Source organism: Klebsiella sp. K5-45 (assembly GCF_030128605.1).
GTDB lineage: Bacteria > Pseudomonadota > Gammaproteobacteria > Enterobacterales > Enterobacteriaceae > Klebsiella > Klebsiella quasipneumoniae.
In genome coordinates this window covers 287,446-312,801 of sequence record NZ_JAKUZW010000006.1, presented here as the reverse complement: position 1 = coordinate 312,801, position 25,356 = coordinate 287,446, and the positions used below count along the sequence as shown (strand labels likewise).

At 57.8% G+C, this 25,356-nt stretch carries 18 protein-coding genes and 2 pseudogenes; 10 read left to right on the top strand and 10 right to left on the bottom strand.

Translation table 11 applies throughout. The features are described from left to right. Positions 1-16: 16 nt before the first annotated feature. Complete coding sequence (gene guaA, locus MKS11_RS15250) at positions 17-1,594, top strand: glutamine-hydrolyzing GMP synthase (protein ID WP_004201905.1); 1,578 nt, start codon at positions 17-19, stop codon at positions 1,592-1,594. A 138-nt stretch (positions 1,595-1,732) separates the two neighbouring features. Here guaA and MKS11_RS15245 read toward each other — a convergent pair whose 3' ends face one another. Continuing rightward, positions 1,733-2,953 (bottom strand): MFS transporter, encoded by a 1,221-nt coding sequence (locus MKS11_RS15245; RefSeq protein WP_087771344.1) that lies wholly within the window; start codon positions 2,951-2,953, stop codon positions 1,733-1,735. 73 nt (positions 2,954-3,026) lie between these two features. On the opposite strand from MKS11_RS15245, the pseudogene MKS11_RS15240 reads away from it, so the two are divergent. After that, positions 3,027-3,939, top strand: a pseudogene (locus MKS11_RS15240) (LysR family transcriptional regulator). A 97-nt stretch (positions 3,940-4,036) separates the two neighbouring features. On the opposite strand, the gene MKS11_RS15235 reads toward MKS11_RS15240, so the two are convergent. Continuing rightward, on the bottom strand, positions 4,037-4,210 hold the full coding sequence (locus MKS11_RS15235) for a YfgG family protein (RefSeq protein WP_017900441.1): 174 nt from the start codon (positions 4,208-4,210) through the stop codon (positions 4,037-4,039). A gap of 370 nt (positions 4,211-4,580) precedes the next feature. On the opposite strand from MKS11_RS15235, the gene MKS11_RS15230 reads away from it, so the two are divergent. Beyond that, positions 4,581-6,809, top strand: a complete 2,229-nt coding sequence (locus MKS11_RS15230; protein WP_053810094.1) for an EAL domain-containing protein — start codon at positions 4,581-4,583, stop codon at positions 6,807-6,809. A 55-nt stretch (positions 6,810-6,864) separates the two neighbouring features. On the opposite strand, the gene ppx is transcribed toward MKS11_RS15230, so the two are convergent. Both ppx and ppk1 read right to left on the bottom strand, forming a co-directional pair. Next, complete coding sequence (gene ppx, locus MKS11_RS15225) at positions 6,865-8,397, bottom strand: exopolyphosphatase (protein ID WP_004201914.1); 1,533 nt, start codon at positions 8,395-8,397, stop codon at positions 6,865-6,867. A 3-nt stretch (positions 8,398-8,400) separates the two neighbouring features. Continuing rightward, positions 8,401-10,461, bottom strand: a complete 2,061-nt coding sequence (gene ppk1 / locus MKS11_RS15220) for a polyphosphate kinase 1 (protein ID WP_002913838.1) — start codon at positions 10,459-10,461, stop codon at positions 8,401-8,403. A 177-nt stretch (positions 10,462-10,638) separates the two neighbouring features. On the opposite strand from ppk1, the gene MKS11_RS15215 reads away from it, so the two are divergent. Then, positions 10,639-12,306 carry a hypothetical protein gene (locus MKS11_RS15215; RefSeq protein WP_087771356.1) on the top strand — a complete coding sequence of 556 codons (1,668 nt, stop codon included), beginning with the start codon at positions 10,639-10,641 and terminating at the stop codon, positions 12,304-12,306. A gap of 5 nt (positions 12,307-12,311) precedes the next feature. Here the strand turns inward: MKS11_RS15215 and MKS11_RS15210 are convergent, their stop codons facing one another. Both MKS11_RS15210 and MKS11_RS27605 read right to left on the bottom strand, forming a co-directional pair. Next, complete coding sequence (locus MKS11_RS15210) at positions 12,312-13,409, bottom strand: glycoside hydrolase family 105 protein (protein WP_064794938.1); 1,098 nt, start codon at positions 13,407-13,409, stop codon at positions 12,312-12,314. Continuing rightward, positions 13,384-14,831: pseudogene (locus MKS11_RS27605) on the bottom strand (MFS transporter). Before MKS11_RS27605 ends, MKS11_RS15210 begins: the two are co-directional and overlap by 26 nt. A gap of 420 nt (positions 14,832-15,251) precedes the next feature. Between MKS11_RS27605 and MKS11_RS15195 the strand changes: the two are divergent. Next, on the top strand, positions 15,252-16,592 hold the full coding sequence (locus tag MKS11_RS15195) for a glycoside hydrolase family 28 protein (protein WP_004201919.1): 1,341 nt from the start codon (positions 15,252-15,254) through the stop codon (positions 16,590-16,592). A 50-nt stretch (positions 16,593-16,642) separates the two neighbouring features. Here the strand turns inward: MKS11_RS15195 and purN are convergent, their stop codons facing one another. Both purN and purM read right to left on the bottom strand, forming a co-directional pair. Then, positions 16,643-17,284: a phosphoribosylglycinamide formyltransferase gene (purN, locus tag MKS11_RS15190; protein ID WP_004201920.1), complete on the bottom strand. Its 642-nt coding sequence runs from the start codon at positions 17,282-17,284 to the stop codon at positions 16,643-16,645. Continuing rightward, entirely contained in the window at positions 17,281-18,318 is a 1,038-nt protein-coding gene (gene purM, locus MKS11_RS15185; RefSeq protein WP_023318861.1) for a phosphoribosylformylglycinamidine cyclo-ligase, read from the bottom strand. The genes purN and purM overlap by 4 nt, the downstream gene beginning before the upstream one ends. Positions 18,319-18,581: 263 nt before the next feature. Between purM and bglK the strand changes: the two genes are divergently transcribed. From bglK to MKS11_RS15160, 5 genes are all read left to right on the top strand, one after another. After that, positions 18,582-19,475: a beta-glucoside kinase BglK gene (gene bglK, locus MKS11_RS15180; RefSeq protein WP_087771347.1), complete on the top strand. Its 894-nt coding sequence runs from the start codon at positions 18,582-18,584 to the stop codon at positions 19,473-19,475. Between the two features lie 9 nt (positions 19,476-19,484). Beyond that, positions 19,485-20,915 (top strand): 6-phospho-beta-glucosidase, encoded by a 1,431-nt coding sequence (locus MKS11_RS15175; protein WP_017900444.1) that lies wholly within the window; start codon positions 19,485-19,487, stop codon positions 20,913-20,915. A gap of 225 nt (positions 20,916-21,140) precedes the next feature. Beyond that, on the top strand, positions 21,141-21,767 hold the full coding sequence (upp, locus tag MKS11_RS15170) for a uracil phosphoribosyltransferase (RefSeq protein ID WP_004201927.1): 627 nt from the start codon (positions 21,141-21,143) through the stop codon (positions 21,765-21,767). Positions 21,768-21,853: 86 nt separating this feature from the next. Beyond that, on the top strand, positions 21,854-23,140 hold the full coding sequence (uraA, locus tag MKS11_RS15165) for a uracil permease (protein ID WP_017900445.1): 1,287 nt from the start codon (positions 21,854-21,856) through the stop codon (positions 23,138-23,140). Between the two features lie 98 nt (positions 23,141-23,238). Further along, a complete protein-coding gene (locus MKS11_RS15160) occupies positions 23,239-23,940 on the top strand; it encodes a DnaA inactivator Hda (protein WP_020947395.1) in 702 nt (233 codons plus the stop codon). Here the strand turns inward: MKS11_RS15160 and MKS11_RS15155 are convergent. Together MKS11_RS15155 and arsC are read right to left on the bottom strand one after the other, a co-directional pair. Continuing rightward, entirely contained in the window at positions 23,937-24,860 is a 924-nt protein-coding gene (locus tag MKS11_RS15155) for an Rpn family recombination-promoting nuclease/putative transposase (RefSeq protein ID WP_087771348.1), read from the bottom strand. The genes MKS11_RS15160 and MKS11_RS15155 overlap by 4 nt on opposite strands. A gap of 127 nt (positions 24,861-24,987) precedes the next feature. Beyond that, positions 24,988-25,347 (bottom strand): arsenate reductase (glutaredoxin), encoded by a 360-nt coding sequence (gene arsC, locus MKS11_RS15150; protein WP_048297992.1) that lies wholly within the window; start codon positions 25,345-25,347, stop codon positions 24,988-24,990. Positions 25,348-25,356 lie beyond the last annotated feature (9 nt).

Here is a 25,356-nt window from a genome sequence, read left to right as displayed (position 1 = left end):
CTCGGAATTAGCGTCAATGACGGAAAACATTCATAAACATCGCATTCTCATTCTCGACTTCGGGTCACAGTATACTCAGCTGGTGGCGCGTCGCGTGCGTGAACTGGGCGTCTACTGTGAGCTGTGGGCATGGGATGTCACGGAAGCACAGATCCGCGAATTTAATCCAAGCGGCATCATTCTTTCCGGCGGCCCGGAAAGCACCACCGAAGAGAACAGCCCGCGCGCGCCGCAGTATGTGTTTGAAGCCGGCGTGCCGGTATTTGGCGTCTGCTACGGCATGCAGACCATGGCGATGCAGTTGGGCGGCCATGTCGAAGGCTCTAACGAGCGTGAGTTTGGCTACGCGCAGGTTGAAGTGGTTAACGACAGCGCGCTGGTGCGCGGTATCGAAGACTCCCTGACCGCGGACGGCAAACCGTTGCTGGACGTGTGGATGAGCCACGGCGACAAAGTCACCGCCATCCCGTCTGACTTCGTCACCGTCGCCAGCACCGACAACTGCCCGTTCGCCATTATGGCCAACGAAGAAAAACGCTTCTATGGCGTGCAGTTCCACCCGGAAGTGACCCACACCCGTCAGGGTATGCGTATGCTGGAGCGCTTCGTGCGCGACATCTGCCAGTGCGAAGCGCTGTGGACCCCGGCGAAAATCATCGACGACGCCGTTGAGCGTATTCGCCAGCAGGTTGGCGATGACAAAGTAATCCTCGGCCTCTCCGGCGGCGTGGACTCTTCGGTGACCGCGATGCTGCTGCACCGCGCCATCGGCAAAAACCTGACCTGCGTATTCGTGGATAACGGTCTCCTGCGTCTGAACGAAGCCCAGCAGGTGATGGAGATGTTTGGCGACCACTTTGGCCTGAACATCGTTCACGTGGAAGGCGAGCAGCGCTTCCTCGACGCGCTGGCAGGTGAAAGCGATCCGGAAGCGAAACGTAAGATCATCGGCCGCGTCTTCGTGGAAGTGTTCGACGAAGAAGCGCTGAAGCTGGACGACGTCAAATGGCTGGCGCAGGGCACCATCTATCCTGACGTTATCGAATCTGCCGCTTCCGCCACCGGTAAAGCGCACGTCATCAAATCTCACCACAACGTGGGCGGCCTGCCGAAAGAGATGAAGATGGGGCTGGTTGAGCCGCTGCGTGAGCTGTTCAAAGACGAAGTGCGCAAGATCGGTCTGGAGCTGGGTCTGCCGTACGATATGCTCTACCGTCATCCGTTCCCGGGCCCGGGCCTCGGCGTGCGCGTGCTGGGCGAAGTGAAGAAAGAGTACTGCGACCTGCTGCGTCGCGCGGACGCTATCTTCATCGAAGAGCTGCACAAAGCTGACCTGTACAACAAAGTGAGCCAGGCGTTCACTGTATTCCTGCCGGTTCGCTCCGTCGGCGTGATGGGCGATGGCCGTAAATACGACTGGGTGGTTTCCCTGCGTGCGGTGGAAACCATCGACTTCATGACCGCGCACTGGGCGCACCTGCCGTATGATTTCCTCGGCCGCGTCTCTAACCGCATTATCAATGAAGTGAACGGTATCTCCCGCGTGGTGTATGACATCAGCGGTAAGCCGCCAGCAACGATCGAGTGGGAATAATCCCCGGCGTTAGTTGAATAAAATGAAACCCTCTGTTGTTACAGAGGGTTTTTTAATTTATGCCCAGCCTCAATCCCGTCATCCCTCACCGCTATCCATCACTGGGGGGTTTCCTGTGTCCCCGGTGAATGTACCCGGTTATGGTTCCGGCAGATGTTCAGCCGGCCCACGTTTTGCCCCCGGGCAGAGGGCTGGACGCTTGTCCGGCTCTGTTTTACCCACCGAGCGCGCCATCGCCAGCGCCAGTCCGGCAACGATCAGCGTTAACCCGGTGGAAATCCACATTCCACCCACGATACCCAGCCGATGGTTCAGCCATGAATAGGTAAAGGGGGCGGCCGCCGCCATCAGTTGCCCGGGGATCAGCAGGAGACCCGTGCGGCTGGCGTAGCTTTCTGCGCTAAACAGCGCCAGCGGCAGCGTCGCTTTCACAATCGTCACCAGCCCATTTATCGCGCCATAGCCGAGCACAAACCCGGCTGCGCACCCGGCATACGCCGTGCTGCTGACACCAAGGAGAAAACAGAGCGGCATGGCGAGCGCGGTAAAACGCATCAGCGCGAGCGGGGTGATGCGTCGACCGGCCAGCACTTCCCCCAGCCGGGCGCCGGTCTGGCCAAATCCCCACAGCATTCCGATGGCAACCGGCAGGCCAAAGTGGCTGATAAACTCCGGCAGATGGGTGGAGGTGCCGGTGGAGATGAAGGTGATCAGCGCAATAAAGAGCGCATAACGTATGCCGTTACGCCGATTGCCATCCGCTGTTGGGGCTTTCGCTTTCGTCGATGAGCCGAGCCGCTGACGAGGCAGCTGATAACTCAGCCATGCGCTCAGCAGGCCAAACAGCGCATAGACCCGCAGGGCATCCTGCCAGGACATCACGGTGAGTAAAGCCTCCCCCAGCGGCCAGAAGAGGGCAGAGGCCAGACCGCCGGCGAGGGTGATTTGAGAGATGGTTTTCCGCGCCTGTTGGCCGTAAAGGTTCACTACCGCGGCGAACAGGGCATCATACAACGACAGCCGCATGCCGACGCCGGTCAGCAGCCAGGCGCCGTACCAGCCGACCAGCGAAGGGCTCCAGGCCATCATCGCGCAACTGGCGGCTATCAGTAAGGTTCCGCTGGTGACCACCAGTCGTCCGCCAAAGCGAGCCAGCAGCCTGGCGACCAGCGGGGAGACCGCCGCCATGATCAGCATCGCAAGCGTCAGGCCAAGATAGATCTGCGGCGAGCTCCATCCCTTGTCGGCGGCGATAGCTCCGGCAAAGGTGCCGGGCATATAAAAAGAGATACCCCAGTTGATCAGTTGCTGAGCGCCCGCGGTGAAGGCTAGGCGTCGGGGAATAGCCGGTGTTCCCATGGTTTTTCATTCCGTTAAGAGAGTTGTCCTGAGCATACCCGGCAGGCTATTGTTCTGGCAGAGCGGCCACCTTATGCGCGGTATAAGAGAAACTTTGCATGACAACACTGAACCTGGGAAACCTGGCGACCTTCCGGCTGGTCGTACAGCGCGGCAGCTTCTCAGCCGCCGCCGACGCGCTGGGGATCTCCCAGCCTGCCGTCAGCCTGCAGGTGCGTCAGCTGGAGCAATTTTTACAGACCCGACTGCTGGAGCGCACCGGGCGCGGGATCAAGGCGACGGCGGCGGGAATGGCGCTGCTGGCCCACAGCGAGCAGATCGATCGGGCGGTGAATAGCGCGGTGCAGTCGGTCAGTGCATTTAGTCAGGAAGTTAATGGCTCACTGACTCTGGGGACCGGCGCGACGGCCTGCATTCATCTTCTTCCGCCGCTGCTGCAGCATCTTCGTCAGCAGCACCCACTGCTGACGGTGGGGGTGACCACCGGCAACACGCTGGATATCGTCCGGGCGGTGGAGGAAAACCGGCTCGATCTTGGGCTGGTCACGCTGCCCGTTCAGGGACGCAGTCTGGCGGTGACCGCCGTGGTGGACGAGGAGTTCGTGGTCATCCATCCCAGCCACGAGGCGGGGATCCCGGCGGTGTGTACCCCTGAGGAGCTGCAGGCGCTGCCGCTCATTGCCTTCGAGGCGGGCAGCGGCACGCGGGATCTGATTGACCGCTGGTTCCGTTCGGCGGGCCTGGCGGTCACGCCGGTGATGCAGCTGGGGAGCATCGAGGCGATCAAACGCATGGTGCGGGCCGGGCTGGGCTACAGTATTGTGCCCCGCATGGCGGTAGAGCAGGCGGAGGATCGCTATGGCTTAACGGTACATTCTCTGGCCCCGTCGCTGTACCGTCAGCTGGCGGTTGTCATGCGTCAGGATAAAGTGATTACCAAAGGAATGGCGGAAATGCTGCGTCTGCTGCAGGCCGTGCGCTTATAAATCGTCAGCGGCAAAACATGCCTCGTCAGGGATAGTGCCTCGGAAACGGGCGTCTCTACCTGCGGATAGTGGCGTATCCGGCATCAGGATCAACGGGTTACTCGCGGGCGGAGGGCTCGACGGTGAGCGTTGACTCCTGCGACGCTTTTTTATCCTGGTGATGATACCAGGCGCCGATGGAGGAGTAGACAAAGCGTCCAAAGAAGAAGAGAAAGCTGATAAGCAGTACGATACGGGTCATGCGACGGTTAAATCGATGTCGTTTACGCATACTGGGTGCCTGACTCACAAAAGGTTCCTTGAAGTATACCCGAAGATGGGCGATGGGGGTATTAAGGCACAGGAACGAGGTGGGGTCAATTGATGCAGATGTAAAAGTGCGGCAGTGAAAACATTAATTAATGTTATATAAGATAATCCTCGTATTTACATGCTCTCTTTATTAGCCACGAAAAGCTGAAAAAATAAGTTTTATTAATGTTGGTGTCAGCATTTGTTGATTTACATCAACAGCCTCATTCTCTTCACCACTAAAATCAGCGGACGTTACCGTATCGTTATTACTTATGCGGTCAGCATGGGGTGGTTGGATGCCTGCCTGAATATGCCTCGCAGGAGCAGAGGCTCTCTGTAGAGCACCTATGAATTTATTAAAATACTATCAACAATATCGCGACAAATGGTGGGCCTTACCGCTTCTCCTGCCTGTGTTATTATTACCCCTTGCCAGAGGGATGAATACATATACCATGCTGAATGGGCACATGGTTTATCTTTATTATCTTCCCCTGGCGCTGGTGCTCAGCCTGATGATGTTTTTCGGCTGGGCGGCGATCCCTGGTATTATCGTTGGTCTGCTGCTAACGCTGGCCCGGGGCATGACGCCGGAGCAGGCCGTTGGCGTACTGTTCCATTTTCTGATCCCCTGCGTGCTCTGCTGGGGCGGATATCGCATCTTTGTTCCCCAACGGCAGCAGGTATCGCACGGTAACGTCAGGCTGATGCCGCATCGTCTGTTCTGGCAAATGCTGCTCCCTTCGGTCATTTTTCTGATTTTGTCGCAGATCGCCGAGTATCTGGGGCTACATCCGCGCACAACGGATATGGCCGGCGTCTCGCCGTTTAGTTTACGGTCGTTAATCACCTTTCAGGCGCTGATGGTGGGGTGCCTGACCGGCGTACCGTTATGTTATTTACTGCTGCGGGTAATTCGTAACCCTTTTTATTTGCGCGGGTATATTTCTCAGGTTCGCTTACAAATTGATCCAAAAATAAAGAAAATTGAAATCATCAGTTGGGCGGCGATATTAACCCTGTTGCTGGGGCTATTATTGATGCCGCTTAATGATACCAGCACCATATTTAGTACAAATTATACATTATCCTTATTGATGCCGGTGATGCTGTGGGGGGCGATGCGTTTTGGCTATCGCTTTATCTCGCTGATCTGGACGCCGGTACTGATCGCCGTGATCCATTTTCATTACCGTTATTTACCTATTTATCCAAGTTATAACACTCAGCTGGCGATCACCTCGTCAAGCTATCTGGTGTTCTCGTTTATTGTCGCCTATACGGCGATGCTGGCAACACAGCAGCGGCTGATCTACGCCCGCATCCGACAGATGGCCTTCCTCGACCCGGTAGTACATATGCCGAATCTGCGGGCGCTGAGCCGGGCGCTGAACGGCGCGAGCTGGTCGACGCTCTGTTTTTTGCGTATTCCTGAGCTTGAACTGCTGGGCCGCCACTACGGGGTGCTGTTGCGTATTCAGTATAAGCAAATGCTGGCGAATCACCTGCGTGCGCTGCTGGAGCCGAACGAAGCGGTATATCATCTTGCCGGTCACGATTTAGTGTTTCGTCTCAACAGCGAAGGGCACCAGGCGCGCATTCACTTAATTGAGCGCTCCTTGCGACAGTTCCGTTTTCACTGGGACGGGGTCCCCCTGCAGCCGCGGATCGGCATGAGCTATTGCAACGTCCGCTCGCCGGTGAAGCATCTGTATTTGCTGCTTGGCGAGCTGAACACGATTGCCGACATGTCGCTGGCCAGCGGCCATCCGGAGAATTTGCAGCGCCGCGGCGCCGGGCATGTCCAGCAGGATCTGAAAGACAAAGTGGCGATGATGAACCGCATCCTCAAGGCGCTGGAGCAAGACTATTTTGTCCTGATGGCGCAGCCTATCCAGGGCATTCGCGGCGACAATTACCATGAAGTGTTGTTGAGGATGAAAGGCGAGTCGGGCGAACTGACGGGGCCCAACGAGTTCCTGCCGGTGGCGCACGAGTTTGGGCTGTCCACGCGCGTGGATCAGTGGGTCATTGAGCATACCCTGGCCTTTATGGATGCCAACCGGCGGGCGCTGCCCGGTCTGCGGCTGGCGATCAACCTCTCTCCGGTCTCGTTGAGCCGCAGTCAGTTTCCCGAGGAGGTCGAAAACCTGCTGCAGGCCTACAACATTGAGCCATGGCAGATTATTTTCGAGCTGACCGAAAACTATGCGCTCAGCAACCCCGAGCTGGTTTGCCAGACATTAGAGCACCTGCGGGCACTGGGCTGCCGGGTAGCTATCGATGATTTTGGTACCGGCTACGCCAGCTATGCGCGGTTAAAAACGATGAACGTCGATATTCTTAAAATCGACGGCAGCTTTATTCGCAATCTGCTCGCCAGCAGTCTTGATTACCAGGTGGTGGATTCAATCTGTCGTCTGGCGCGGATGAAGAACATGCAGGTGGTGGCCGAATATGTTGAATCGCCGGAGATACGCCAGGCGGTCATCGCGCTGGGGATCGATTATATGCAGGGCTATGATATTGGCGTCCCGGTGCCTCTGACGCAGCTGGCGGAGGGGATGAGCGCCTGAAGCCGTAAAAAAGCCGGGCGCGATGGCCCGGCTCGCATGATATCCATAGAGGCGATCAGGCGTCTGGCTCTTCTTCCGCAATTTTCAGCAGCCACTCCGGCACACCTTCCCAGTACTGCTGCTCTTTTTCCAGATCCAGCAGCACCAGCGCATTCTGGCTAAACCAGTTGTGCGGGAAGGTCAGCGTCCAGTGGTGAGCTTCCGTCTGCAGCCGTAGCGTCGGCGGCGTGGTGGTGGCCTGACGCTGGTTGTTCAGCAGCACGCCGAGGCGCAGCAGCTGGATCAGCGGCAGAAACTGCTTTTTCCTGAACAGCGTAAAGCGCGGCAGATCGTCGAGTTTTATCGCTTTGCGATGATAGCGCACCAGGGTGGCCATCAGCATCTGCTGCTCCTGGTTGAATCCCGGCAGGTCGCTGTTCTGCAGAATATAGGCCGAGTGGCGGTGCATGCCGCTGTGGTTAATATTCAGGCCCACCTCATGGAGCATCACCGCCCACTTCAACAGCGCCGCCAGGTGCGGATTGGCCAGCTTGGGATTCTGCTCCTGCCACTGCTCCAGCATAAGGGTGGTGGTTTCCAGCACCCGGCGCGCCTGTTCGCGATCGATGTTGTACTGATTCGCCAGACTCTGCGCCGTACGGCTACGAATATCCTGGTGGCGGAAGCGGCCTTCCATTTCGTACAGCACGCCTTCACGCAGCGCGCCATCAGACAGACGAAGCTCTTTAATGGCTAGCGCGTCAAATACGCCGCACAGAATGGCCAGACCCGGGGCAAAGACCGCTTTACGATCTTCCGAGAGGCCGGGCAGGCTGAGCGCGTCGAAGTTTTTATGCTTCAGCAGTTCACTGACCAGCATTTCGAGGCGCTCCGGCGTAATAAACCCGTCCTTCTCGCCCATAGCCACCAGCACTTCCTGGGCGGCCTTAATGGTACCGGAGGCGCCCAGCGCTACGGTCCAGCCCTGAATACGGAACTGCCAGGCCAGGGTTTCCAGTTTTTGCACCGCCGCCAGGCGAGCGCGCTGGAAATTTTCTTTATTGATGGTCCCGCCGGGGAAGTAGGCCTGGGAGAAACTCACGCAGCCCATGCGACGGCTTTCCACCAGCCGGGGCTCAAAATCTTCACCGATGACCAGCTCGGTCGAACCGCCGCCGATATCAATCACCAGCTTACGGCCGCGCTCCGGCTGCGTGTGCTCCACGCCCATAAAAATCAGGCGCGCTTCTTCATTACCGGAGATGATCTCGATCGGGTAGGGGATCACTTTTTCCGCGCGTTTAAGAAACTCTGCCGCATTGGTCGCCTGGCGCAGCGTATGCGTCCCGACGATGCAGACGCTGGAAGGGGAGAACCCCTGCAGGCGTTCGGCAAACAGCGACAGGCAGTTCAGCCCGCGGGTCATGGCTTCTTCGCTCAACACCGAGTTTTCATCGAGGCCATCGGCCAGATGTACGCGCTGTTTCAGGCGTCCGATGATCTGCATGGCGCCGTCGACGACACGGGCGATCACCATATGAAAACTGTTCGAACCAAGGTCAACCGCAGCGAACTCCTGCGGCCGAGGGGTTTTTTCGTTTATTGGCATAGGTTAGTCGGGTTGTTCGAGTGATTTGAGATAATCGTAAATCGCCATCTGAGCGCGCACTTTACGGCGATTGCCGCGCGGCACATAGCGATTACTCAGTTCTTTATCAAGATAGCGCGCTTTTACCGTATCGTTGAACAAGATATCAAAAATATCCAGCACCCGCTGTTTCAGGCGCGGGTCGAGCAGCGGGGCGGCAACTTCGATGCGATAATCGATATTACGCGTCATCCAGTCGGCAGAGGAGAGCCAGACCTGCTTATCGCCACCGTTTTCAAAACAATAGACCCGGTCATGCTCGAGGAAGCGGTCCACAATGCTGATGACGCGAATATTTTCGCTGATGCCTTCCAGACCGGGGATCAGCGAGCACATGCCGCGGATTAACAGGTTGACCGGCACGCCGGAGCTGGAGGCGGCATACAGTCTGTCTACCAGTCCTTTATCCACCAGGTTGTTCAGCTTCAGGGTAATACCGGACGGTTGCCCGTTCTGCGCATTGGCGATCTCGCGGTCGATCATCTCATACAGCAGACGACGCGAGTTCTGCGGCGACACCAGCAGGTAATCGAAGCTGACCGGGCGGTAGGGGTTTTCAATAAAGTTAAACACCCGGCGAACTTCATTGGTAATGCGCGCATCGGCGGTTAACAGCGAATAGTCGGTATAGATCCGCGCGGTCTTCTCGTTGAAGTTACCGGTGCCGATGTGGGCGTAGCGCACGACCTCATCGCCTTCTTTACGCGAGATCAGGAACAGCTTGGCGTGGATTTTCAGGCCCGGCGCGGAGAAGATAACGTGGACGCCCGCTTCCGTCAGGCGTTTCGCCCAGTGAATGTTGGCCTCTTCGTCAAAACGCGCCTGCAGCTCCACCACTACGGTGACTTTTTTACCGTTGTGGGCGGCGTGGATCATCGCGTCGATGATGCGCGAATCCTTGGCCACGCGGTAGATGTTGATTTTGATCGCCAGTACGCTGGGGTCGAACGAGGCCTGACGCAGCAGCTCCAGCACATGCTCAAAAGTATGATAGGGGTAGTAGAGCAGCACATCGCGTTCGCGAATGGCGTCGAAGCCGTTGCGGAATTTATCAAACCACAGATGACGCAGGCGCGGCATAGGTTTATTGACCAGATTGGCCTTACCCACGTTCGGGAAGCCGATAAAGTCTTTGAAGTTGTGATAGCGGCCGCCCGGCAGCATTGAGTCATAGTTGGAGATGGAGAGCTTATCGCGCAGCATTTCGACCATCGCGTCCGGCATATCGCGCTGGTAGACGAAGCGAACAGGCTCGGCGGTCAGGCGCTGTTTCAGGCTGGAGGACATCAGCTCCATCAGGCTCGACTCCATCTCATGCACCAGATCGTACTCGGCGTCACGGGTCATTTTCATCGAGTAGGCGTTCAGCGCATCGTAATCAAAGAAGCCTTTAAAAATGTCGTCCAGGCAATAGCGCAGAATGTTATCCAGCAGGATCATTGGCTTACGGCGGCGAGGCGCTTCCGGCGGCAGGTTTACGAAGCGCGGGACCTTATCCGACGGAATTTCCAGCAGGGCATAGTTGATGTTTTCCCCGCGGATAATCTCCACCGCCAGATAGGTGTAATCATCTTTCAGGAACTGCACGAGGTCCGTTTCGCGGTTAATCAGGATCGGCGAGATATGCTGCCGCAAATACTGTTTAAAGTAGTTGCGCAGCCAGGCCTGCTGATTGACGGACAGCTGGCGCTCGTTGATCAGGAAGATCTGGTTGCGCGCCATCTCCAGCAGCAGTTCGTTATACAGACTATCGAATTCCTGATCGGCCTTCAGAACGCGGGCCTGGATTTTGCCTAACAGGTGGCGAGAATGGGCGGTACTGCCTTGTTCTTCACTGATAATAATCCGGCGCTTAAGCTCAGCGAAGCGCACTTTGTAAAACTCATCAAGGTTGTTGGAGTAGATCCCTAAGAAGCGCATGCGCTCAATCAGCGGGTTACTTTTGTCCGCCGCTTCCTGCAGCACGCGTTCGTTAAAAGATAACCAGCTGAGTTCTTTTTCGATGTATAGCTTTTCCTGGCCCATTACAACTCACACTCCGGATCATTGATGTCGCTTGTTTCATTATGGCGAGCATTGCCATTGAATGTCCAACTATGTCAAAGCAATATGACAGTTTTCTTTCAACCTGATGTCGGGAAAAAGCGGACGCGTTTGTTTGCTTACGTTATGTTCAATCATGAGTAAATGGGGGGCGAAACGATGTGGGAAACGCGGGCGCTGGAGCTCAATAATCAGGATATCTGGCACTGGCCGTCAGCTTGTCGCTTAATGGAATATGCCATAAAACATGGTTTTAATACCGTGGTGATCGGCCAGGCGGAGCTGTTCGGCAAGCTGGTATCGCCGCAGGGCTACACGCCGTTTGACTATAACGACCGGTTGTCGAGCCAGCAGCGAGCGCGCTGTATCTATCTCAACCGCCTGGCGCTGCGCTGTCGGGAACTGGGGCTGCGCTTTTATCTGCAGGCGAAAGAGCTCAGTTTCCCGACGGAGCTGTTGTTAGCGCATCCGGAACTGCTGGATAACCCGGGCGGTGTGCGTTTTGATGTGGATTTCTGGAGCCGTTGGTTGACCGACAAAGTCCGCGCCGTCTGCGAGGGCGTACCGGCGCTCAGCGGCTTGATTATCGCCCTTTCCAGCACTGACGGCTTGTTGCCGATCTCCCGCCCGCAGTGGGATAGGCAGCGTCGCGAGGCGGGGGAAGGGCGCCAGCCGGCGCAGAGCTTCGTGCTGTATCGCCGCTGTTTTGGCGCCTTGAGCCAGGCCGTCGCGGCGCAAAACAAACATCTGGTAATACGCGTCTTCCCGGCAAGCAACGACGATCTCAGTACCGTGCTGGACGCTATTGAACCGCTGCCGCCGACGGTATCGGTATCGATTAAACTGACCCCGGAACGCTTCTGGCCAGCCTTTCCCAATAACCCGGCGCTGCTGGCGGTGCAGACGCGGGATGTGTGGGTTGATATCGATCTGGCCGGGGAGGAAGTTGGTTGGGGAGTTATGCCGTTTCTGCGTATCGATGAACTGCAGGGGCGGCTGCTGTGGTGCCAAAGCCGGAATCCGCGTATCACCGGCGCTATCTGTAAAGCCAGCTGGGAAAGTATTGATAACCACTGGATCCCCGATACCTTAAGCGAATGCAACCTGTTCGCCTGCAGCCAGCTGCTGGGGGACGGGATGGCGAAAAACCAGCAGCAGTTGCTCGACCAGTGGCTGGCGCAGCGCTACGGCTGGTGTCCGCCTGACGACGTGGCGCAGCAGTTCCGGCAGCTTCTCGAGCAGGGAGCGCAAACGCTCTACCAGGCGATCTACGTGCGCGACCACGTCTTCCATCGCCACAGCCAGCTGCCGGAAAGCTACGGGCAGGCGGTGTGGAGCCTGTACGGTCAGCTGGCGCGTAGCCACTGGCTGCCGGGGTCGGCGCAGGATATTCATTTCACCCGCGACGACCCGCAGAAGTCGATGAGCAATCTGACGCAAATCGCGCAGGAAAAGGATGAGGTGGCCAGCGGCGCGCAGCGCCTGGGGGAAGAGGCGTTGGCGTTTGCCCACACGGCGGAGTTTCCTGCCGCGCTGGAGCGGCAGTGGCGTGAAGAGTGGCAGGGGCTGGCGCTCTATTGCCAGCTGTTTACCCATGCGCAAAAGGCCTTTTTTACGCTGCATTTCGCCCGCGAGGTGGAGAACAGCTGGAGCATGCGGGAGATCTGCCATATCAATGTGCAGGCGCTGTACCGTTGCGCGTCTGAGATGGAAACGCTCTGCCAGCAGATGAGCGACGCCTCGCCGGCGTTCTACGTCATGTTCGATCCCGGACGGGTGCGTAGCCTGGCGGATAGCCTGAGCACCGAACTGACGGCGCTCAGGTAACGCTTTTACAGCGTGCGATGCAGGGCTTCCACCAGGCACAGCATCGCCATCGCCTGGCCATAGGGCATGGCGGTGAGCGGGATGTGACGATAGTGATCAAGGTCGTGGCCCATCGCGGTGCCGAACGACACCTGCAACAGTTCACCCTGTGGTGAAATATGGTCGATAATTCCCTCGCACGCGCGCTCGGCCACCGGCAGATAATCCGCTTCCAGATAGCCGAGGCGTATCGCTTTGAAGATGCCGGCGGCAAACCCGGCGGTCGCCGAGGCTTCCAGATAGCTGTCGGGGTCGTTGAGCAGCGTTGGCCACAAACCGTTGTCACTCTGGCAGCGGGCAAGCGCGGCGACCTGTATCTGCAGGGTATTTTGCAATTGCCGGTAAACAGCATCATGCTCGTCGAGATCGAGCATCTCCAGCAGCTCCGGGATCGCCAGGGTTATCCAGCTGTTGCCTCGGGCCCACAGAGCGCCGGCGAAGTGGTGTCGGCCGGCGAAATGCCAGCCGTGATACCACAGGCCGCTCTGGCGGTCGCTGAGATAGTGCAGATGCTGTAAAAACTGGTAGATGGCCTCTTCCACCCAGCGCGGTTTATCAAACATTTTGCCCAGTATGGCCAGAGGCAATACCGCCATCATCAGCGTATCGTCCCAGATTTGTTGCTGATGCGCGCTCTCATAGGTGACATGCTGCAGACAGCCTTCATCGGTGCGTGGCATCTGGCGATAGATGGCTTCGCCCCAGCAGTCGAGGTAGGCGCGCCAGTCGCTGCGCGGCGCCTGCTGGTAGCGCAGCGCCAGCGTTAAGAACGGACAAGCCGTATTGATGTTTTTCTCCGGCGTTCCCTCGGCGAAGCGGGCGCTGAACCAGTCGTCAATCAGCTGACTGGCGCGGGGGGAACCGGTCAACTGCTGATAGCGAAACAGTCCAAACAGACCGATGCCGTGCGTCCATTCCCAGCCCTCCCAGCCTTTCGTATCAATGACCCGGCCATCGGCCAGCCGCTGCAGATACTGGCCGCTCTTATCGTTAATGGCGGTTAGGTTATCGATCAGCGCTTCAATACGCTGAAGGAGTTCAGGACGGTTGCTTTTCTGCGACATAATCACTCCCTTGCGGTAAGACGGCGTGTTGCCAGCGGGCATTGCGGTGCGGATGACCGGTTAGTAGTTCAATAGTTTCTCGCGTCTGCGGGCTGGCATCCTGCGGATGGCCGCCAGCGCGCAGGCGCTCCAGCTCGTTAATCAGAATTTGATGGCGCGGCTGGCTTAAGCGGAAACGAAATGCGCCATACATGGCCAGGATCGCCAGCAGGCCGGGGCCCACCAGGAAAACCCACCAGATGCCGTTAAGGGCGGCGGCGTTCTGCGCTTCAGCGCCCTTGGTGAAGCCAAACGCCTCCAGCGCCAGTCCGACGATAAACAGCGCCAGCGCCTGGGAGAACTTGCGCGTCAGCATCATCACGCCGGCGTAAATTCCCTCGCGGCGCACGCCGGTATAGGCCTCATCGACATCCGGCAGAAAGTTATAGACGTTCCACGGAATGAGATAGGTTCCCCCGCGGGCGACGCCCATTACCACCGCACCGCCGAGCAGCAGCCAGGAGAGATGGCTAAAGCCGGCGCTAAGCTGGCTGAACCACAGCAAAGCGCAGAGGATCAGCGCAATGGCCAGCTTATAGGCATTGCCGTTGCCAACGCGAATGCACAGCCAGGTGAAGAACGGGATGGCGAAGAACTGAAACAGCGTCATCAGGCTCATCGCCTGCGATGCCAGGGGGTCCCGACGCGCAATACATAGGTCATGTAATGCATAAACAGCGAGCCGAAAATATCCAACGCCACCGCGCCGCCGACGTACATCATGATATGAATGCGGAAAGTGCGCAGATGAAACGTTGAAGCCATCTCCCGGTATAACGACCCCAGGGTTTTAAGCAACCCCTGGCGGGCCTGCGGTGGCGGAAGAGCGTCGCGCTCCCAGGTGCCGCGCCAGACAAAAATCCACGGCAGGGCGAAGAGCAGGGCGAAGACGATGCCGATATAGAGAAATGCCTGCGATTGGTCGGCGACGTGAGCCATGATTTGCCCGGGGATCAGCGCGGCGAGAAAGGCCGTCGCCTGCGCGAACAGCATCCTCGCGCCCGACATCTTAGAGCGCAGATCGTAGCGCGAGGTCATTTCTGCCGGCAGTGTATCGTAAGGCACCATCAGTAGCGTAAACACGGTGCTGAAAAGTAAATAAGTGCCGAGGTACCAGGCGTAACCGAAACCGCTCACCCACATCAGGGCGAAACAGAGCGACATCGGCGCGCCGAGAATAAAGAAAATCCGCCGGCGTCCCCAGCGGGTGCGGATGTTGTCAGTGATGTAGCCCATCACCGGATCGGTGATCCCATCCCAGATTTTGGCGATGGCGAAAATGGAGGCGGCGGCGGCGGGGGAGAGCCCGGCGACCTCAATATAGAAGTAGAGCAGCCACAGGCCGGTAATGGTCATCGCGCCGCTACCGAAAATATCACCCATCCCCCAGCAGAGGATATTGCGGGTTTTGACTTCTCGCGTTGGGGTTACTGTCCTCGTCATAAGCGTATCTCTTTGGTAAGGAAAGCGAGGTTGCACAGTAAAAGAGGGGGGGCGGGGGCGAAAATGCCGGATACGGGGATTTTGCGCCGTTCTGCGAGCAGCCTGCCAAATGGCGATGAAATGAAATAAATCCCGTGATATGGCTCACGGCTGACGCGATGGCCGCGGGCGGGAACTGTGCGGAGAGTACGCTTTTCGCGGTTGGCCGCGCAGGATTTGCGTTATCCATCACATTTTATCCCGGACGGACCTGGTGAATGTGAAATGCTGCGCAGATATTGCCCCGCGGGCAGTTTCTCCCCTACGCTGGTCGGGCAGGAGATGGTGTGATAGCTGCCTGTTTGATTTTCAGGATACGCTATGAATATTCATCTTTCTCAGCGCCATCCCCACGCGGATGGCGTCACTCCCGATACCGCTCTCTTTCAACAGGCGCTGGACGAGCTGGCGGAGGCCGGAGGAGGTACGCTGGTGGTCGATCACGGCAGGTACGCGCTCGGCGGCTTGCGGATAGGGTCAAATACCTGCCTGTGGCTGTCGCCGGGCGCCAAGCTGATCGTCAGCGAAAACGGCGATGATTTTACCCAAGCGGTCGCGCTGAGCCAGGCAGAGTGCTCCCACCGGGCCTTTCTTTATGCTCTCGATGCGCAAAATGTGAGTATCTGTGGCGGCGGTGAAATCTACGGTAGCGCCGACGGCTGGTTTTCCCGGGATGTCGATGCCATGGGGTACCGCCAGCCCGTCGAGCGGCGGCCGCGCATCATTTTGCTGGAGAACTGCCGCGGCGTGCGACTGGAAAATATTACCGTGCGCCATGCGCCGATGTGGACCATACATCTGGTCTCGTGTATCGGCGTGACGATTAACGGGATTACCGTGGATAACGATTTGACGATGGCCAATACCGACGCGCTGGATATCGACAGCTGCCAGCAGGTGCATATCGCCAACTGCTATTTCAGCGCCGCCGATGACGCTATCTGTCTGAAAACCACGGCCAAGCCTGCGCATATTCAGCGTCCGCTGCGTCAGGTTACGATCGTGAACTGTACGCTGCGGTCGAAAAGCTGCGCCTTAAAAGTCGGTACGGAAACCTGGCAGGATATTGAAGATGTGCTGGTCAGCAACTGCACCATCTTTGATTCCAATCGCGGGATCGGCTTGCTATCCCGCGACGGCGGCCAGCTGCGGCGGATGATCTTCAGCAACATAGCGTTTGCTTGCGTGAGCGCGCCAGCCTGTCATTGGGGGGAGGCGGATCCGGTTTTTCTTTCCGCACGCCATCGCGATCCGGCTATCGCCCCCGGCGCCATCACTCGGATCCAGTTTCGCGGTCTGGTCGGGGAGTGTGAAGGGGCGATTAATTTGCATAGTGAACCAGCGGGCCTGATCCAGCGCATTCTTTTTGACGGCATCCAGCTCCACCAGAAGCTTAATCCACAGGCGGAGCAGGGGCTTTATGATGTGCGTCCGCCGTGTAACCCGCAGTCGCCAACCGGCATGGGCATGGATAATGCCTGGTGTCTGAATCCGCACAGCGGCCGTGCCTGGGGGGTTGAGCCTTACCCGGGAGGGCTGCCGGTGATGTATGCCAACGGCGTGACTGACCTGACGCTACGTGAGTTTGATTACCAGCGGCCGACGCCATTGCCTGCGGGGTGGAACCACAACGCACTTTGCCTGGAAAACACAGATAAATAACCGGGGAGAAGTGAGAAAGTAGCCCCGGCAATGACCGGGGCGAGACGTGCTTATTCTTCAGCGGCATAGCCCTGGGGGGGAAGCTGTCGTTCATCCAGCCAGGCGTGGTTGCCCACCATGCGCAGACGCCCCTCGACGAACCAGCTTATCACCAGCGGATAAATGGCATGTTCCTGGGTCTGTACCCGCGCCGTGACCTCTTCCTCGCTGTCGCCAGCAAAGACCGGCACTTTGGCCTGCAGGATAACCGGACCGCCATCCAGCTCATCGGTGACGAAGTGCACCGAGGTCCCATGCTCCTCGTCACCGTTTTCCAGCACCTGGCGATGGGTATGCAGGCCAGGATACTTCGGCAGTAACGAAGGGTGGATGTTCAGCAGTCGTCCCTGATAGTGGCTGACAAAGGCCGGGCTAAGGATACGCATATAGCCCGCCAGCACCACCAGATCCGGGGCATAGGCGTCAATTTCATGCATCAGCTGACGATCGAACGCTTCCCGGTCGGCAAACTGACTTTGCGCCAGCGCGTGGGCCGGGATCCCGGCCGCGCGCGCGCGCTCAAGGCCGAACGCATCGGCCTTGTTACTGAATACCGCACGCAGGGTGCCGTTTATCTGTTTCCGGCCACAGGCGTCGATGATCGCCTGCAAATTACTGCCGCTACCGGAAATCAGCACCACAATGTTTTTCATGCAATGACCACACGCTGTTCGGAATCGGAGGCTTTGATATACCCGATTTTCCACGCGTTTTCACCTTTCTCGTTCAGCAGGGCAATGGCCTTGTCTGCTTCTGCTGCCGGCAGGGCGATAACCATCCCCACGCCGCAGTTAAAGGTACGGTACATCTCATGCTGGCTGACGTTACCGGCGGTTTGCAGCCATTTGAAGACGGACGGCCACTGCCAGGAAGACTCATCAATCACCGCCTGGGTGTTGTCCGGCAGTACGCGCGGGATGTTTTCCCAGAAGCCGCCGCCGGTCAGATGGGCGATGGCGTGGACGTCAACGCTGGCAATCAGGTCGAGGACCGATTTCACATAGATGCGGGTCGGCGCCAGCAGATGGTCGGCCAGCGGTTTGCCGTCAAGGTCGGTGGTCTGTGGGTCAACGCCGCTAACTTCAATAATCTTACGCACCAGCGAATAGCCGTTAGAGTGCGGGCCGCTGGAGGCCAGCGCCACCAGCACATCGCCGTCAGCGACTTTGCTGCCGTCGATGATTTCTGATTTTTCCACCACCCCGACGCAAAAACCCGCCACGTCGTAATCTTCGCCGTGGTACATCCCCGGCATCTCTGCGGTCTCACCGCCCACCAGCGCGCAACCGGACTGCAGGCAGCCTTCGGCGATGCCGTTAATGACGCTGGCTGCGGTATCGACGTCCAGTTTACCGGTGGCGTAGTAATCAAGGAAAAACAGCGGTTCAGCACCCTGAACCACCAGGTCGTTCACGCACATGGCGACCAGGTCGATGCCGATGGTGTCGTGACGCTTCAGATCCATTGCCAGACGCAGCTTGGTACCGACGCCGTCGGTGCCGGAGACCAGTACCGGCTCGCGGTATTTCTGCGGCAGTGCGCACAGCGCGCCGAATCCGCCCAGTCCACCCATCACTTCCGGGCGACGGGTTTTCTTCACCACGCCCTTAATACGGTCGACGAGAGCGTTGCCTGCATCAATATCCACGCCGGCATCTTTATAGCTGAGAGAGGTTTTGTCGGTCACTGCGAAGTCTCCACGCGTTTGCGGTAAGCAAGAAAAATCGGCGCAATTCTAACAGGGAAAGCAAACGTTTGCGAGCCTGCTTTACAGTCGGCGTAAAACCGTTGGCGGATGGTCAAATTTGATACTGCTCACGAAAATGAAACCGGGTACAGCCTTGTGCTTGCCTCAGTGTCAGGTAATCCCCATCATATCAATGAAACCGGTTTCTGTGATTGATCGCCGTATGGATTACCGGTGATTTATGCTCGACAGGGGAGGGATGAATGAAGATTGCGGCATTTGATATCGGTGGCACCGCGTTAAAGATGGGCGTCATGACCCGCGACGGCAGGCTGCTGGAAACCGCGAAGCAGTCAATCAATGACAGCGATGGCGATCATATCTTACAGACCATGCTGTCGTGGCTGGCGGCCCACCCGTCATGCGAAGGCATTGCCATCAGCGCGCCGGGCTATGTCGATCCGCACAGTGGATTTATCACCATGGGCGGCGCTATCCGTCGATTTGATAACTTCGCCATGAAATCATGGCTCGAGACGCGAACCGGGCTGCCGGTCTCGGTGGAAAACGACGCCAACTGCGTGCTGCTGGCCGAGCGCTGGCAGGGTAAAGCGGCGGAGATGGCCAATTTTCTGGTGCTCACTATCGGCACTGGCATCGGTGGAGCGATTTTTTGCCAACATCAGCTGATCCACGGGGCGCGTTTTCGCGCCGGCGAGTTCGGCTATATGCTTACCGATCGTCCCGGCGGACGCGATCCCCGTCGCTACTCGATGAATGAAAACTGCACCCTGCGGGTGCTGCGCCATCGCTATGCAGAACATATTGGCGCGCCGCTGGATAGCGTCACTGGCGAAATGATTTTTAACCGCTATGACGCCGGCGACCCGGTTTGCCAGCGTCTGGTCGCCGAGTTCTTCAATGGCCTGGGCCATGGCCTTTATAACCTCGTCAATATCTTCGATCCGCAGACCATTTTTATCGGCGGCGGCGTTGTGGAACGTCCTGGATTTCTGACGCTGCTGCGCCAGCATCTGGCCTGGTTCGGCATTGCCGACTATCTCGATACCGTCAGTCACGGCAACGATGCCGGCCTGATTGGCGCGGTTTACCATTTCAATCAGCACTATCGTTCGCCTGGCGACGATCGACCTTAGGGAGAGACTATGTCCGGATTTAAAGAAGGTTTTCTGTGGGGCGGCGCGGTGGCGGCGCATCAGTTAGAGGGCGGCTGGCAGGAGGGGGGCAAGGGGGTCAGCGTGGCGGATGTGATGACCGCCGGCGCCCACGGCGTGCCGCGGGAAATCACCGACGGCGTGGTGGCGGGGAAAAACTACCCGAACCATGAGGCGATCGATTTTTATCATCGCTACCCGCAGGACCTGGCGCTGTTTGCCGAAATGGGCTTCAAATGTTTCCGCACCTCGATTGCCTGGACGCGTATTTTCCCGCAGGGCGATGAACAGGAGCCGAACGAGGCTGGCCTGCAGTTTTATGACGATCTGTTCGACGAATGTCTGAAACACGGTATTGAACCGGTCATTACGCTGTCGCATTTTGAAATGCCCTATCACCTGGTCACCGAGTACGGCGGCTGGCGTAACCGCAAGCTGATCGACTTTTTCGTGCGCTTCGCCAGGGTCGTCTTCACCCGCTATCAGCATAAAGTGAAGTACTGGATGACCTTCAACGAGATCAACAACCAGGCTAACTACCATGAGGACTTTGCCCCTTTCACCAACTCCGGTCTGAAGTATTTACCGGGTGAAGATCGGGAACCGGTAATGTACCAGGCCGCACATTATGAGCTGGTGGCCAGCGCCCTGGCGGTGAAAGCGGCGCGCGAGATCAACCCTGCTCTGCAGATAGGCTGCATGATCGCCATGTGCCCTATCTATCCGCTGACCTGCGCGCCGGACGATATGATGATGGCGATGAACGCCATGCACCGTCGGTACTGGTTCACCGATGTCCACGTGCGCGGCCGCTATCCGCAGCATCTGCTCAACTATTTTGCCCGCCGCGGCTTTAGCCTGGACATCACCGAAGCCGATCGTCAGGCGTTAACCGAAGGCTGTGTCGACTACATCGGCTTCAGCTACTATATGTCCTTCGCCACCAAAGCCACCGAAGACAACCCCTTGCTCGATTATGATGAAACCACCAGCCTGGTCTCCAACCCGTACGTGAAAAAGTCGGACTGGGGCTGGCAGATTGACCCGGTCGGCCTGCGCTATTCTCTGAACTGGTTCTGGGATCACTATCAGCTACCGCTGTTTATTGTCGAAAACGGTTTTGGCGCGATCGATGTTCGTGAAGCGGATGGCAGCGTGGATGACCAGTACCGTATCGATTATCTCTCCGCCCATATCGCGGAGATGAAAAAGGCGGTGGTCGAGGATGGCGTCGATCTGATGGGTTATACCCCGTGGGGCTGTATCGATCTGGTTTCCGCCGGAACGGGGGAGATGAAAAAACGCTACGGCTTTATCTACGTGGATAAAGATAATGAAGGCAACGGCACGCTGGAGCGCAGTAAGAAGAAGTCGTTCGACTGGTATAAGAAGGTGATTGCCAGCAACGGGGAGCAGCTATAATTCCCCCGTGGCGCTGCGCTTATCGGGCCGGGGGGTTTGCGGTCCGGGTAAGCGTTAGCGCCGCCCGGCAGAACCCCGCGCTAAAACCGGAGCCTCGCCTCCGGTTTTTTTGTCTCTAAATCACTTTGCTTGATATACGTCAAGCAAGATGGGTATGGCCTAATCCGAAAAAAGCGGTATAATCCCGCGATTTTTTTTGTGGCTGCCCCTCAGAGGAGAAAGAGAATGAAGATTGTGGAAGTCAAACACCCACTCGTCAAACACAAGCTGGGCCTGATGCGCGAGCACGACATCAGCACCAAACGCTTCCGTGAACTCGCCTCTGAAGTGGGCAGCTTACTGACTTATGAAGCCACCGCCGATCTGGCGACCGAGAAAGTGACCATCGAAGGCTGGAACGGCCCGGTGGAAGTTGAGCAGATCAAGGGCAAGAAAATTACCGTCGTGCCAATCCTGCGCGCAGGCCTCGGCATGATGGAAGGGGTACTTGAGCACGTGCCGAGCGCGCGTATCAGCGTGGTGGGTATTTATCGCAATGAAGAGACCCTCGAGCCGGTACCTTACTTCCAGAAGCTGGTGTCCAACATCGATGAGCGTATGGCGCTGGTGGTTGACCCGATGCTGGCCACCGGTGGGTCGATGATCGCCACTATCGATCTGCTGAAAAACGCCGGCTGCACCAGCATCAAGGTGCTGGTACTAGTGGCGGCGCCGGAAGGAATTGCCGCGCTGGAGAAAGCGCACCCGGACGTTGAGCTGTACACCGCCTCTGTCGATAAGGGACTGAACGAGCACGGGTACATCATTCCCGGTCTCGGCGATGCCGGCGACAAGATCTTTGGTACGAAATAATCGCATAACGATAAATAAGCCGACTTTGAGAGTCGGCTTTTTTTTGAATAAAACACACATAACTAACCATCTCAGAGGAAAACACTATGACGCGCCGTGCTATCGGGGTGAGTGAAAGACCGCCGCTTTTACAGACTATCCCGCTTAGTTTGCAGCACCTGTTTGCCATGTTTGGCGCAACGGTGCTGGTGCCAATCCTGTTCCACATCAACCCGGCCACCGTGCTGCTGTTCAACGGCATTGGTACGCTGCTGTACCTCTTTATCTGTAAAGGCAAAATCCCGGCGTATCTGGGATCGAGTTTCGCCTTTATCTCTCCAGTGCTGCTCCTGCTGCCGCTGGGCTATGAAGTGGCGCTGGGCGGTTTCATTATGTGCGGCGTGCTGTTCTGCCTCGTCTCCTTTATTGTCAAAAAAGCCGGTACCGGCTGGCTGGATGTGATGTTCCCCCCGGCGGCGATGGGGGCCATCGTGGCGGTTATCGGTCTGGAGCTGGCGGGCGTGGCGGCCAACATGGCCGGGCTGCTGCCGGCCGACGGCCAGTCGCCGGACAGTAAAACCATTATTATCTCGATGGTGACCCTGGCGGTGACGGTGTTTGGTTCGGTCCTGTTCCGCGGCTTCCTGGCGATTATCCCGATCCTGATTGGCGTTCTGGTGGGCTATGCGCTGTCGTTTGTGATGGGCGTGGTCGATACCACCCCGATCGCCGAAGCGCACTGGTTCGCGCTGCCAACCTTCTACACGCCGCGTTTTGAATGGTTCGCCATCTTCACCATTCTGCCCGCTGCGCTGGTGGTGATTGCCGAGCACGTCGGTCACCTGGTGGTGACGGCTAATATCGTCAAACGCGATCTGATCCGCGACCCGGGCCTGCATCGTTCGATGTTTGCCAATGGCCTGTCGACGATCGTTTCCGGCTTCTTCGGCTCGACGCCTAACACCACCTACGGGGAAAATATCGGCGTGATGGCGATTACCCGCGTCTACAGCACCTGGGTTATCGGCGGCGCGGCGATCATTGCGATTCTGCTCTCCTGCGTCGGCAAACTGGCGGCGGCGATCCAGATCATCCCGGTGCCGGTGATGGGCGGCGTGTCGCTGCTGCTGTACGGGGTAATCGGCGCCTCAGGGATCCGCGTACTGATTGAATCGAAGGTGGATTACAGCAAGGCGCAGAATCTGATTCTCACCTCCGTGATCCTGATCATCGGCGTCAGCGGTGCCAAAGTGCACATCGGCGCCGCTGAGCTGAAAGGGATGGCGCTGGCCACCATCGTCGGTATCGCGCTCAGCCTGATTTTCAAGCTTATCAGCGTCCTGCGTCCGGAAGAGGTGGTTCTCGACGCCGCGGATAGCGAAGAGGTTAAATAACGATCGTCTGGCCGGGCGGCGATCCCGCCCGGTTCTCTCCTGACCTAAATCTGTGATAAACTCTTCGCGTTTTTCTGTAAGCCTATGTTGAGGTCCATCTGAACGCACCGGCACAGCTCTCTTTGCCACTGTATCTTCCTGACGACGAAACCTTCGCGAGTTTCTGGCCGGGTGATAATCCTTCCCTACTTGCTGCCCTCCAGAACGTACTGCGCCAGGAACACAGCGGGTATATTTATATCTGGTCACGTGAAGGGGCGGGTCGCAGCCACCTGTTACATGCCGCCTGCGCCGAGCTTTCCCAGCGCGGGGATGCCGTGGGCTACGTGCCGCTGGATAAACGCACCTGGTTTGTGCCGGAGGTGCTGGAGGGGATGGAACAGCTGGCGCTGGTCTGCATCGATAACATCGAGTGCGTCGCCGGGGATGAGCCCTGGGAAATGGCCATCTTTAATCTCTACAACCGGATCCTGGAATCAGGTAAAACCCGTCTGCTGATCACCGGGGACCGGCCGCCGCGGCAACTGAATCTTGGTCTGCCGGATCTCGCCTCGCGGCTTGACTGGGGGCAGATCTATAAGCTGCAGCCGCTGTCGGATGAAGACAAGCTGCAGGCCCTGCAGCTGCGCGCCAGACTGCGCGGCTTCGAGATGCCGGAGGACGTTTGCCGCTTCCTGCTGAAGCGGCTGGATCGCGAAATGCGCTCGCTGTTTATGACCCTCGATCAGCTGGATCATGCCTCGATTACCGCTCAGCGCAAGCTGACGATCCCCTTCGTGAAAGAGATCCTTAAACTCTAGTCCGCCTGCGGAGTCAGTTCCTCCTCCGTCAGCCCGGTCAACCGGGCGACCAGATCGCGCGCCAGGCCACTGTGTAGCATAGCGGCGGCGATACGCTGCGCCTCTTCCTTCCGGCCTTCCTGACGGCCCTGCGCCAGGCCCTGCGCCAGGCCCCGCTCCAGGCCCTGTTGTTCCAGATATTCCGCAATTGTCATCAACGTCTCCTTGTGCTGCGGCGTACGTAACGCCAGCTCGCGAATGAACTTGATCGGCTCTCGCGCGTTGCCTGCCTGCACCAGATAGTGCATCAGGGCTTGTACCTGCGATTCCGTCGCCAGACCAGTCAATAATAATTCGCTCAGCTTGTCGAGGAGCTGCGCCAGATCGCGTTGTCGAATATGTTTTTGCAGTAACTCCAACGTCGCCATGCGCTGATGGGTGGCAATGTCGTCATCCGGAATGACGGTAATGTCCGCCAGCGGAAACGCCCCGTGATAAAGGTGGCCGGCCAGCTCCGGAGCGACGAATTCATCGAGCCAGCGCAGCGAGAACGGGTAGGGGCTCACCAGACCGTGGTAGAAGAGAACAGGGATCACCAGCGGCAGCCGATCGTGGCCGGCATCAAGGTGGCGCTGCATGGCGGCGATGGCGTAGCGCATCAGACGAAAGGCCATATGCCGATCGGGCGTGCTCTGGTGTTCGATAAGCGCATAAATATAGCCGTCTCCCGCCGTGGTTTTCAGGGAATACAGAATGTCGGCGTAAAAGGGACGCAGATCGTCTTCGACAAAATGCCCGGACTCGAGATGCAGCGTATGCAGATCGCACACCTTAAGCAGCGTCTCGGGCAGGTACAGCCGCAGAAAATCGCGGGCGGTATCAGGATGGGAGAGATAGCTCTTAAATACAGCATCATGAGGCGTTGAGGTTGGTTTTTTCATGTTCATCCGTCCAGTGGATTGAGCGATAGATGAACAGTAGCACTGCAAGGCGGGCGGGAGGGATTGGCGTGGAAGATCTGGAATCGGCTACGTAAAAAAAGCGCCGCGATAGCGCGGCGCGGGCGGGTTAGCTTACGATCTCGAGGACCTGCTCCGGCGGTCGGCCAATACGCGCCTGGCCGCGGCTAACGACAATGGGGCGTTCGATAAGCTTAGGATTGTCGACCATCGCCTGTATCAACGCCGCGTCGCTGAGCGCCGGGTCGGCAAGATTAAGCGATTTATACAGATCCTCTTTCTGGCGCATGAGCTCGCGGGGGCTCTCCATACCCAGCAGCTGCAGCAGTTGACGCAGCGTCCCGGCATCCGGTGGCGTCTCAAGATAAAGCACCACCTCAGGATCGATGCCGTGGCTCTTCAACAGGCTCAGCGTTTCGCGGCTCTTCGAGCAGCGTGGGTTATGGTAAATTTTTACCGCGTCGGTCATGGGGTCTCC

Coding starts and splice junctions, on each gene's coding strand:
- MKS11_RS15215 (WP_087771356.1), top strand. CDS start 10,639: ATGTGGGAAACGCGGGCGCTGGAGCTCAATAATCAGGATATCTGGCAC.
- upp (WP_004201927.1), top strand. CDS start 21,141: ATGAAGATTGTGGAAGTCAAACACCCACTCGTCAAACACAAGCTGGGC.
- arsC (WP_048297992.1), bottom strand. CDS start 25,347: ATGACCGACGCGGTAAAAATTTACCATAACCCACGCTGCTCGAAGAGC.
- guaA (WP_004201905.1), top strand. CDS start 17: ATGACGGAAAACATTCATAAACATCGCATTCTCATTCTCGACTTCGGG.
- MKS11_RS15230 (WP_053810094.1), top strand. CDS start 4,581: ATGAATTTATTAAAATACTATCAACAATATCGCGACAAATGGTGGGCC.
- uraA (WP_017900445.1), top strand. CDS start 21,854: ATGACGCGCCGTGCTATCGGGGTGAGTGAAAGACCGCCGCTTTTACAG.
- MKS11_RS15175 (WP_017900444.1), top strand. CDS start 19,485: ATGTCCGGATTTAAAGAAGGTTTTCTGTGGGGCGGCGCGGTGGCGGCG.
- MKS11_RS15155 (WP_087771348.1), bottom strand. CDS start 24,860: ATGAAAAAACCAACCTCAACGCCTCATGATGCTGTATTTAAGAGCTAT.
- MKS11_RS15210 (WP_064794938.1), bottom strand. CDS start 13,409: ATGTCGCAGAAAAGCAACCGTCCTGAACTCCTTCAGCGTATTGAAGCG.
- MKS11_RS15235 (WP_017900441.1), bottom strand. CDS start 4,210: ATGCGTAAACGACATCGATTTAACCGTCGCATGACCCGTATCGTACTG.
- purN (WP_004201920.1), bottom strand. CDS start 17,284: ATGAAAAACATTGTGGTGCTGATTTCCGGTAGCGGCAGTAATTTGCAG.
- ppx (WP_004201914.1), bottom strand. CDS start 8,397: ATGCCAATAAACGAAAAAACCCCTCGGCCGCAGGAGTTCGCTGCGGTT.
- MKS11_RS15245 (WP_087771344.1), bottom strand. CDS start 2,953: ATGGGAACACCGGCTATTCCCCGACGCCTAGCCTTCACCGCGGGCGCT.
- MKS11_RS15195 (WP_004201919.1), top strand. CDS start 15,252: ATGAATATTCATCTTTCTCAGCGCCATCCCCACGCGGATGGCGTCACT.
- bglK (WP_087771347.1), top strand. CDS start 18,582: ATGAAGATTGCGGCATTTGATATCGGTGGCACCGCGTTAAAGATGGGC.
- ppk1 (WP_002913838.1), bottom strand. CDS start 10,461: ATGGGCCAGGAAAAGCTATACATCGAAAAAGAACTCAGCTGGTTATCT.